The sequence below is a fragment of the Micromonospora sp. DT43 genome, assembly GCF_049841645.1.
Classification (GTDB): Bacteria; Actinomycetota; Actinomycetes; order Mycobacteriales; family Micromonosporaceae; genus Micromonospora.
Window position 1 is genome coordinate 74,962 of sequence record NZ_JBNCKR010000004.1, and the last position, 9,697, is coordinate 84,658.

Annotated in this window: 9 protein-coding genes; 6 read left to right on the top strand and 3 right to left on the bottom strand. The window is 72.4% G+C overall.

Going from position 1 to position 9,697, the window contains the following annotated elements; all coding sequences use genetic code 11:
• Positions 1–199: 199 nt before the first annotated feature.
• Positions 200–712, top strand: coding sequence for a hypothetical protein (locus tag ACLQ26_RS11870; RefSeq protein ID WP_425744463.1), 513 nt, complete (start codon positions 200–202; stop codon positions 710–712).
• Positions 713–742: 30 nt separating this feature from the next.
• On the top strand, positions 743–2,272 hold the full coding sequence (locus ACLQ26_RS11875) for a serine/threonine-protein kinase (RefSeq protein WP_425744465.1): 1,530 nt from the start codon (positions 743–745) through the stop codon (positions 2,270–2,272).
• Here ACLQ26_RS11875 and ACLQ26_RS11880 read toward each other — a convergent pair.
• Positions 2,259–2,600, bottom strand: a complete 342-nt coding sequence (locus ACLQ26_RS11880) for a hypothetical protein (protein ID WP_425744466.1) — start codon at positions 2,598–2,600, stop codon at positions 2,259–2,261. The genes ACLQ26_RS11875 and ACLQ26_RS11880 overlap by 14 nt on opposite strands.
• A 169-nt stretch (positions 2,601–2,769) precedes the next feature.
• On the opposite strand from ACLQ26_RS11880, the gene ACLQ26_RS11885 reads away from it, so the two are divergent.
• The 4 genes from ACLQ26_RS11885 to ACLQ26_RS11900 are packed head-to-tail and all read left to right on the top strand — an operon-like array spanning position 2,770 to position 6,276.
• A complete protein-coding gene (locus ACLQ26_RS11885; RefSeq protein WP_425744467.1) occupies positions 2,770–3,711 on the top strand; it encodes a transporter substrate-binding domain-containing protein in 942 nt (313 codons plus the stop codon).
• Positions 3,708–4,865 (top strand): hypothetical protein, encoded by a 1,158-nt coding sequence (locus tag ACLQ26_RS11890; RefSeq protein WP_344362037.1) that lies wholly within the window; start codon positions 3,708–3,710, stop codon positions 4,863–4,865. The genes ACLQ26_RS11885 and ACLQ26_RS11890 overlap by 4 nt, the downstream gene beginning before the upstream one ends.
• A gap of 53 nt (positions 4,866–4,918) precedes the next feature.
• On the top strand, positions 4,919–5,266 hold the full coding sequence (locus ACLQ26_RS11895; RefSeq protein WP_007466177.1) for a PadR family transcriptional regulator: 348 nt from the start codon (positions 4,919–4,921) through the stop codon (positions 5,264–5,266).
• Entirely contained in the window at positions 5,263–6,276 is a 1,014-nt protein-coding gene (locus ACLQ26_RS11900) for a hypothetical protein (RefSeq protein WP_425744468.1), read from the top strand. The genes ACLQ26_RS11895 and ACLQ26_RS11900 overlap by 4 nt, the downstream gene beginning before the upstream one ends.
• 138 nt (positions 6,277–6,414) lie before the next feature.
• On the opposite strand, the gene ACLQ26_RS11905 is transcribed toward ACLQ26_RS11900, so the two are convergent.
• Positions 6,415–7,605, bottom strand: coding sequence for an acyl-CoA dehydrogenase family protein (locus ACLQ26_RS11905; RefSeq protein WP_425744469.1), 1,191 nt, complete (start codon positions 7,603–7,605; stop codon positions 6,415–6,417).
• Positions 7,602–9,689, bottom strand: coding sequence for a biotin carboxylase N-terminal domain-containing protein (locus ACLQ26_RS11910; protein ID WP_425744470.1), 2,088 nt, complete (start codon positions 9,687–9,689; stop codon positions 7,602–7,604). Before ACLQ26_RS11910 ends, ACLQ26_RS11905 begins: the two co-directional genes overlap by 4 nt.
• Positions 9,690–9,697 lie beyond the last annotated feature (8 nt).

Here is a 9,697-nt window from a genome sequence, read left to right on the forward strand (position 1 = left end):
CGCGCCCGTCCCCCCTTTAGGGCGTTGATCATGAAGTTATTGCCATCGATGCCGGCGTGTCGGGGCAACAACTTCATGATCAACGGGTGGTGACTGTTTTGGCGGTTCTGGGGATGTGGTGGTCGGGGTGAGGGGCTAGCGTGTCACCACCGCGCGGTGGTCCACAGTGGTTACCGTCGCCGTGCCTGGGGAGGCCATCATGAAGCTGCCGCGTTCCGTCGCGGGCTGGACCGTCGCGGTCTTCGGCGTACTGGCGCTGGTGATGGGCGCGGTCGGGTTGCTCTGGCCGGAGGCGCAGCTGCGCCTGCTCGGGTTCGAGGTGCCGGCCACGCGTGGCGCTGGTGACTACACCGGCACGTTCCTGCTGGCGTCCTCGATGGCGTCGTTCAACATGGGCGTCTACTACCTGCTCGCCACGGTTACCGAGTGGCGGGCGTTCTACCGGTTCACGGTGGTCTTCCGGCTGGTCACCTTCACCGTGTTCAGCGTCGCCGTGCTGGCCGACATCGCACCCGACAGGTTCTTCGGGGTGGCCGCCTGGGAGGGTTTGGGTGCACTGGCCACCGCGATCGGCCTGCGCGCGGACACCCGCCGGAGCGCGCCGGCCGCCGCCGCTGCTCCCGCCTCCGCGTCGGCAGATGCCGGCGGTGCGGGAGGCAGCGGAGAGGCGCCCGGCGCGGCCGGTGCCGCTCCGGCGGACGCGGTGCGCTGAGCCGCCGGCCGGGTTGGGTATTTTCGAGCGGTGACCGACACCCCGACCGGCGGCTTGCCGGTGCCGATCGTGCCCGGTCTGACCGATTTACGGGTATTTGCCCGTGGCGGTTACGCCACTGTCTACCAAGCGACCCAGATCTCGGTCGGCCGAGAGGTCGCCGTCAAGGTCGAGAACCGCACGCTGGACAGCGAGCGCGACCAGGCCCGGTTCCTGCGCGAGGCGCGGGCTGCCGGGCGGATGTCGTCGCACCCGCACGTGGTGGACCTCTTCGACGTCGGTGTCACAGTCGACCAACACCCCTACCTGATCATGGAGCTCTGTGACGGGTCGTACGCCGAGCGGATGCGCAGCTCGCCGCTCGGCCCGGTGGAGGCCCGCGACCTCGGCATCAAGATCGCGGACGCGTTGGCGCACTCGCACGGGGCCGGAGTGCTGCACCGGGACGTGAAACCCGCGAACATCCTCTACTCGCACTTCAACTCGGCGGTGCTTGCCGACTTCGGGCTGGCCGTGCTGGCCGAGGCGCGGGACGCCTCGGTCACCCTGGAGGTGCTCACCCCGGCGTACGCGCCACCGGAGATGTTCAGCCACAGCCCACCGTCGCCGGCCGTCGACGTGTACGCGCTCTGCGCCACCCTCTACGCGGTGATGCACGGCCGGCCGCCCCGGTGGCAGTCCGAGCGCAACCCCAGCCTGGTGACCGTGCTGGAGATGTTCAACCAGCCACTTCCCGGCCTGCCGGGCGTACCGGACGAGCTGATCGACGTGCTGCGCCTCGGCATGACGAACGACCCGGCCGAGCGGCCCTCCGCCCTCGAACTGCACGACCTGCTCGCCAACCTGCCGTTCGGCTCGCCGTCCGCCCCGGTGAGCGGCGTGCCGACGAGCGGTGTGCCGACGAGCGGCGCCCCGGTCAGCGGCGGCCCGAGCCGGTCCGGCCTGTACGGCACCGGCCAGCCCGGCCCTCGTCCCCCGGTCGAGGACGCCCGCCCCAGCGTTCCCGGCGGCCGGCGCTGGCGGCGGCGCTGGTTCCTCGGCGGTGCCGGAGTGCTGGCGCTCGCCGCATCGGCCACCACCGGCGCCTGGCTGGCGAGCAGTGGCCCACCACCAGACCCGGCGCCCTCGGTCAGCCAGGTCGCGGCACCGGCGACCGGGCCGCTACCCGGCTGTACGACAGACGCCGGCACGCCGACCGAGCTGCCCAGCGGTGCCCGTTGCCTGCCCGAGCTGGAGTGCTTCGGCCCGGTACGCATCCGCGGCGCCCGCGCCGAGGCGACCCGGGTTCCCTGCGACGGCCGGCACACCTGGGAGACGTACGCCGAGGGCATCCTGCCCGTGCCGCTCGTCGGCGCGGACTACGACGATGTGGTCGCCGCCGAGTCGGTGCGGCAGGTGTGCAGCACCATGACGTTCCGACTGACCACGGAGATCACCGAGCCGGTCGGCTGGCACCTGGAGGTGTTGCCGCCGGTGGACGGCAACATCGACCGGATCTACCGGTGCCTGGCGGGGCGGGGCGTCGACGCGCTCACCGCGCCCACTCTCACCGGTCGCTGAGCCCGCCGCGCGACCGGCCCCGGTCACGCACCCCCCGCAACGCGTCCCGGCTGTCCAGGGCGTCGAGCGTGTCCGCGTCGATCCCGTAGGGCATCAGGTCCGGCGGCGCGGTGGCATGCGGTTGGTCCGCCGGCTCCGGTTCGGCACGCTGGCGGGCGGCGGACACGGCGACCGCGGCGACCATGGCCAGCAGCACGCAGAGCAGGGCGAGAACCACACCGAGAAGGTCCTGCCGGCGCAGAACGACAAGCAGGGCCAGCAGGGCGACGGCTCCCGGCGCGGCGACCGCCGCCACCATCCGCGCATCGATCCTGGACAGTCGATTCACCCCTCCAGCATGTCGTGGCCGGGCCCGCTGTCAACCGGAGAGGCGATCCGCCGCGCCGCCCGGCATTGATCGAACGGGCCAGCCCACCTGACCGGCGGGCATGCACACACAGTGGACCGCACTCGCTACTCTCGGTGTTCCGCAGGCTGCTCCGTCAGCGAGGTCGCCCATGAACGTATTTAGTTCCCAGTCCCGGCTCCGCTCGGTGGCGACGACGCTTGCGGTCGCGCTCACCCTCACCCTGGCCGCCGCCGCCGGCTGTGACAGTCGCAAGGAGCCGGACCTGCCGACGGTGCAGGAGAAGATGCGCGAGTCGCACATCTACGGGCAGTCGAAGCTGCGCATCGGCGTCGCCACAAACGAGCCGTTGATGGGTGACCTCCGCAACGGCGAGCACGTCGGCTTCGACGTCGAGATCGGTCGGTACATCGCCGCTTCCCTCGGCTACGAGGGCGAGCAGCAGTTGGAGTTCGTGTCGGCGGCCACCGAGGACCGGATCCCGTACCTGCAGGGCGGCACCGTCGACCTGGTGGTGTCCAGTTTCTCGATGACCGAGGAGCGCAAGAAGCTGGTCAGCTTCGCCGGGCCGTACTTCGTCACCACCCAGGAGGTGCTGGTGCCGGTCCGGCTGAAGGACAAGATCCGCACCCTCGAGGACCTGCGCGACCCGGCCTACAAGGTCTGCACCACCGGCGGCTCCACCACCGAGGGCGAGCTGGAGAAGCGCCAGGTCAAGGCGCTGGTGGTGAAGGACGTGTGGGACTGCGTGGCCGGCATCCGGGCCGGCCGGTACGACGCGGTCAGCTCGGACGAGACGATCCTCGCGGGCTTCCTGGCCACGTACCCCAAGGAGTTCGAGATCGTCGACCTGCCCTTCGGCACGAGCGAGTTGCTGGGCATCGGCGTGCCGATCGGTGATCCGGCGCTGCGTGACCTGGTGGCCTACTTCCTGCAGAAGAGCTACCAGCAGGGCCGCGACGGGCAGGCCAGCCCGTGGCTGACGGCGTACAACCGGACGCTGGGCCCGTGGCTGCGCGCCGAGAAGAGCCAGCCCCAGCCACTGGAGGTGCCGAAGCTTGTCGACTTCGACGACAAGGCGCCCCGGCGGTGAGCACCGCGCCGACCGCCACCGGTGACGCGAGCGCCGATGGCCCGGTGCCCCCGCCCCGCGCGTCCGTGCCGACCGACCACGTCGAGGTGGACGCTGCCGGGTGGCCGACCGGGGTGCCGCGCGCCGAGCCGGCGGTACCGGTCGCCGACGTCGAGCAGGTGCCGGTGCGGTGGGACCCGGCGGAGCGGCGGGCGCGGGCCAGCCAGTCGTTCTGGACGGCCGTCGTGGGCGTGCCGGCGATCTTCTCGGTGCTGCGACTCGGCGTGGAGGCGGGCGGGGAGCTCCAGACCACGCTGCTGCTGGTCGCCAATGTCGGCCCGGTCAACCTGCTCGCCGGGTTCCTGACCACCGCGGCCCGGCTGCTCTCCACCGGGCTGGTCGCCGTCTTCGCGCTCGGCGCGGTGCTGGCCGTGAGCGTGGACCGGTTGCCGCCGGGCAGCCTTCGCCGCCCGCTGTTCGCCCGTTGGGCGGATCTCACCCCGGCCTGGGTCGTGGTGGCGAGTTTCCTGCTCGCCCTGCTCACCTGGCCGCTGCTCTACCTGCCGCTGCTGCTGCCGGCGTTCGCTGCCGCGTTCCAGCTCCGTCCGGACCGCCTGCACGAGTGGGTCCTACCCCGGTTGTCGGCGATCGCCGCGCTGCTCGCCGGGTACGGCTGGCTGATGCTGCCCACCCTGCGCGACGCGGTGGAGCAGGGCAGTGAGCGCCTGGTGCTGGTGCTCATCGTGGTGCCTCCGCTGCTGGCCCTGTTCATCGCGGGACCGCTGCCGGGGATGGTGATTCGGCCGCTGGCGTCGCTGACCGAGGTGGCGGTGCTGGCCATGCTGGTCTGGGCGGCGCTGCCGGTGATCAGCACCCCGGTGCTCCCGCTCACCGTCACCACGGTGGGCGCCGAGAACGGCCCGACCGAGGACGTCCGGGGGCACGTGGTGACCACCGACGACGTCAACATGGTGATCCTGCAGGAACGGGGTGGGGTCCGGTACGTACCGGTCGACCTCGTCCGCGCGCAGGTGCTCTGCCCGACCGAGGAGGAGCTGCCCCGGCACCGGCTGCGGATCCACGACTTCCACATCGAGGACTCGCTGCTGGAAGGGATGGGCCGCCGCGTCCGCCCGGTGCACCGCATCGACGCCGCCTGCCGAATCCCCCACTGATCCCGCGAGGGCGGCCGTTCCGCATATACATTCTGACTGTATATACTGCGGCGATGGCGAAGGCTTCCCTGCACGAATCGACCTATCTGATCCTCACCGCGCTCGTCGAGGCCCCACGGCACGGATACGCCGTCCTCGACGAGGTCCGCCGGATCTCCGACGGGCGCGTCGACCTGCGCGCCGGCACCCTCTACGCGGCGCTGGACCGGCTGCGTACCGAGGGCCTCATCGACGTTGAACGCGAGGAGCAGGTGCAGTCCAGGTTGCGGCGGTACTACCGACTGACCGCCGCCGGCGTGCAACGCCTGGCCGAGGAGTCGGCGCGCCTGCGGAGCAACGCCGACGCGGCGAGCGTGCGGCTGCGCCGTGCCGGCCTCATCGTCGAAGGCGGTGCCGCGTGACGTTGCACCAGGTCTACCGGTTGCTGCTGGGCTGCTATCCGCGCGCGTACCGCCGGCAGTACGAGGACGAGATGATCGGGGTGTTGCTTGACGACGCCGCGCCGGGCCAGCGCAGACCCCTGGCCCGAGACGTGTCCGCCCTGCTCGGTGGGGCGGTTCGGGCGCACGTACGCCAGGTCGGCGCCCGCTTCTCGGTCGAGGCGTGGCGGGACGCGGCGCAGGTGCTGGGCCTGATCGCCGCGCTGCTGTTGTTCGTGCGCGCCGCGCGCGTTCCGGTTCTGCACCTCAGCATGTACGCGCAGAGCTATCCGGACGGGATCGGTGAGCCGTTCGTCCTCTGGCCGGGTGGTCCCCTGGCGGCGCTCTGGCTCGTCGTCGCGGTGTTCGCCGCACTCGGGCGGGGGCGGGCGGCGGCTGCGATCGCCGTCGGCGGTGCGGCGTACGAGGTGGTTCGGGTCGCCGAGGCATACGGGCAGTATTCGACTGTCCGCAACCTCTGGCCCGCCGTGCTCGCCGCGATGGTCCCGCTGGCACTCGCCGTCCGCGCTTCCCGTTCCGCCACGGCTGTCCTCGCCCGCTGGCGGCTCGGCACACTCGCGGCGGCGACGGTGGTAAGCGTCGGTGCTCCGAGCGTCGCCATGCTGACCGGCGCCGACGACTCTACGTCGCCCATCTACGGCACGTGGATCTTCACGGTCGGTGTCGGCCGGGTCGAGGCGATCCTGCTGACCGCGGGATACCTGCTCTTCGCCCTCGTCATCCTGTCGACGCCGACGGTGCTCCGGCTGCGCCTGCTCGCGCTCGTCGTCCCGGTGGGCGTCACGCTGCTGCTCACCCGGGTGGGGCTCAAGACCACCGGGACGTTCCTGGAGCACTCCAGCCACGACGGTGTCCCCGACGCGCTCACCGGGGCGCAGTGGTCGACGTTGGTGTTGGCGCCCGTCGTGCTCTTCGCGGTGGCCGTGGCGATCCTGCACCACCGCGAGCATTCGGGCCCGCAGCGGGCGTAGCCAGGGAACAGACCGCAGGTGATCGACACCGGTTCCATGAAGTCGGGGCATCGATGGGCCTTGGACACCCCGGGTTCAAGGAAACCGGTGTCGATCACCGGGCCGGGCCGGGCAGGCCGGGCCGGACGGTCGGCGGCCTCAGTAGGACTTGTCCTGGCCGAGGACGTGCTGGGCGACGAAGTTGAGGATCATCTCCCGGCTGACCGGGGCGATCCGGCCGGCCCGGACCGCGCCGAGCAGAGTGGCCACCCCGTACTCGGTGGTCATGCCCGCCCCGCCGAGGGCCTGGACGGCGGTGTCCACGGCGAGCGCGGCGGCCTCGCCGGCCGCGTACTTGGCCATGTTGCCGGCCACCCCGGCCTCCAGGTCACGGCCGGCGTCGTACAGGGTGGCGGCCTTCTGGATCATCAGGCGGGCCAGCTCCACCTGCACCGCCGCGTGGGCGAGGGGATGCGACACGCCCTGGTGCGAGCCGATGCTGCGGCCACCCCAGACCTTGCGGGTGGCCGTGTACTCGCTGGCCCGTTCGATGGCGTACCGGCCGGTGCCCGCGCCCATCGCCGCCACCGTGATCCGCTCCGGGTTGAGCCCGGCGAAGAGCGCCGGCAGGCCGGCGTCCAGGGACTCACCGAGCAGCGCGTCGGCGGGCACCCGCACGTCGTCGAGGTAGAGCAGGAACTGGTTCTCCGGGGAGACGATCTCCATGTCCAGCTTGGACCGGGTCAGGCCGGCCGCGTCGGTAGGCACCAGGAACAGCGCCGGCTTCAGCTTCTGCGGAGACGCATCCGCTGAACCGGCTGGGCCGTCATCGACGGCGACACGCGCCACCACCAGCACGTGTCCGGCCTCGTCGACCCCGGAGATGTAGCACTTGCGGCCGTTGAGCAGCCAGTCGTCGCCGTCGCGGCGGGCGACCGTGCCGAGCCGGTGGAAGTTGGAACCGGCCTCCGGCTCGGTGATCGCGAAGACGATCTTCGCCGAGCCGTCCGCGAGACCGGGCAGGTGTCGTTTGCGCTGGTCCTCCGTGCCGTGTCGGGCGAGCACTGTCGCCGCGATGGCGGGGGATACCACAAGCAGCAGCAGCGGGCACCCCGCAGCCGCCAGCTCCTCGCAGACGATGGCCAGCTCGGTGATGCCGCCGCCCCCGCCGCCGTACTCGGTGGGGATGTTGACCCCCAGGTAGCCGAGCCGGCCGGCCTCCGCCCACAGTTCGGTGGTGTGCTCGCCGGCCTTGGCCTTCTCGACGAAGTAGGAGTGACCGTAGCGGCGGCCGAGCGCCCGCACGGCGTCGCGCAGCTGGTCCTGCTCGGGGGTGAGGTCGAAGGTCATCGGAGGTCCTCCTCGGGGTTCGACGGCGTCGGGTCGCCGGCAACGGGGGAGCCGTCGATGACGGCAAGCACTGCGCCCGTCCGCACCTGGCCGCCGGCCGGCACCGGCAGCTCGGTGACCACGCCGTCGGTCGGGGCCAGCACCTGGTGTTCCAGCTTCATCGCTTCCAGCGTGAGCAGTGGATCGCCGGCGGCGACCCGCTCGCCGACCTGGACGTGCACCCGGGTCACCGCGCCGGGCAGCGGCGCGAGCAGCGACCCGGCCGCCACCGCCGCGGTGGGCAGCGGGAGACGCGGCAGCTCGGCGAGGCTCGCCGCCCCGTCCGGGCCGTCCACAAAGGCAGCCGACCCCACCCGGCGTACGCGGAACGCCTGCCGCACCCCGTCGACGTCGAGCACCACCCGGGCCGGGGCGGCCTCGACCAGCGCGACAGCCGGCCGCTCGCTGCCAGGGCCGGCGGCGCCAGGGCCGGCGGCGCCAGGGCCGGCGGCGGCGCTCCGGCCGGTCGCCTCGGGGTCGGCGGCGCTGTGGTCGACGGACCACTCGGCGAGCCCGCCCGTTCGGTCCAGCCGGTAGCGGACCTCGATCTCGCCGTCCGGCCCGGTGAAGCGGCTGACCTGCGCGACGGCCGGCACATTGCGCCACCCCGACGGCAGCCCGGCCAGTACCCGGGCGTCGGCGCGACGGGCGGCGGCCGAGGCGAGCGCCGCCGCGAGGGCGGCCAGCGGGAGCCGGTCGGCGGGGAGCAGGGGCGCGAACACCTCCGGACGCCTGTCGAGGAAGCCGGTGTCGATTCGTGCGGCACCGAACTCCGGGCTGCGCAGCACCCGGACCAGCAGGTCCCGATTGGTGGTGACGCCGTGGATCTCGGCGCGGGCCAACGCGCCGGCGAGGGCCCGCGCTGCCTCGGCGCGGGTCGGTGCCCAGGCGACCACCTTGGCCAGCATCGAGTCGTAGTGAACACCTACCGTCGAGCCGTCCACCACGCCAGAGTCGAGTCGCAGCCCTTTCGTGGGCGCGAACCCGCCCGACACACCGGGGATAGCGAACCGGTGCAGGATGCCGGTGGCCGGGCGGAAACCCTGGGCCGGGTCCTCGGCGCAGAGGCGAACCTCGATCGCGTGGCCGTCGACCGGCGGGGTGGCCCCGAGCGGCAGCGGCTCGCCCTCGGCGACGAGCAGTTGCCAGCGGACCAGGTCCAGCCCGGTGACCGCCTCGGTGACCGGGTGCTCGACCTGGAGGCGGGTGTTCATCTCCAGGAAGAAGAACTCCCCGCTCGGCGCGAGCAGGAACTCCACAGTGCCCGCGCCGACGTAGCCGACGGCACGGCCGGCCGACACCGCCGCCTCGTGCAGACTGGCCCGCAGCTCCGGGTCGACGATCGCCGGGGTCTCCTCGACGATCTTCTGATGCCGCCGCTGGATCGAGCAGTCCCGCTCGCCGATCGCTGCAACCGTCCCGTGGGTGTCGCCGAAGATCTGTACCTCGACGTGCCGGCCGCGCTCGACGTACCGCTCGATGAAGACCGTCCCGTCGCCGAACGCGGCAGCCGCCTCGCGGCGCGCGGAGGCGACGGCCTCGGGAAGCCCGGCGGCGTCCCGGACGACCCGCATGCCCCTTCCGCCGCCACCGGCGGACGCCTTCACCAGCACCGGGAAGTCCGTGACCTCGCCGGTGTCGGTCCAGCTCGGCAGCATCGGCACGCCCGCCTCGGCGAGCATGGCCTTCGCCGCCAGCTTGTCGCCCATCGCGGCGATCACCTTGGCCGGCGGCCCGACCCAGATCAGCCCGGCGTCGGTCACCGCCGCCGCGAACTCGGCGTTCTCGGCGAGGAAGCCGTAACCCGGGTGGACGGCGTCCGCACCGCTGCGTCGGGCCGCGTCCAGGATCAGCTCGATTCGCAGGTACGTCTCGGCCGGAGTGTCACCCGGCAGCCGGACCGCCTGGTCGGCCTCGGCCACGAACGGCGCGTCGGCGTCCGCGTCGGAGTGCACGGCGACCGTCTCCACGCCCATCGCGCGGCAGGTGGCGAAGACCCGACGCGTGATCTCCCCGCGGTTGGCCACGAGCAGCCTGTTGATCATCAGTGGCC

Bases quoted from the DNA above. Each gene is read 5' to 3' on its own strand.
- ACLQ26_RS11870 (WP_425744463.1), top strand. From the start codon at position 200: ATGAAGCTGCCGCGTTCCGTCGCGGGCTGGACCGTCGCGGTCTTCGGC.
- ACLQ26_RS11885 (WP_425744467.1), top strand. From the start codon at position 2,770: ATGAACGTATTTAGTTCCCAGTCCCGGCTCCGCTCGGTGGCGACGACG.
- ACLQ26_RS11895 (WP_007466177.1), top strand. From the start codon at position 4,919: ATGGCGAAGGCTTCCCTGCACGAATCGACCTATCTGATCCTCACCGCG.
- ACLQ26_RS11905 (WP_425744469.1), bottom strand. From the start codon at position 7,605: ATGACCTTCGACCTCACCCCCGAGCAGGACCAGCTGCGCGACGCCGTG.
- ACLQ26_RS11910 (WP_425744470.1), bottom strand. From the start codon at position 9,689: ATGATCAACAGGCTGCTCGTGGCCAACCGCGGGGAGATCACGCGTCGG.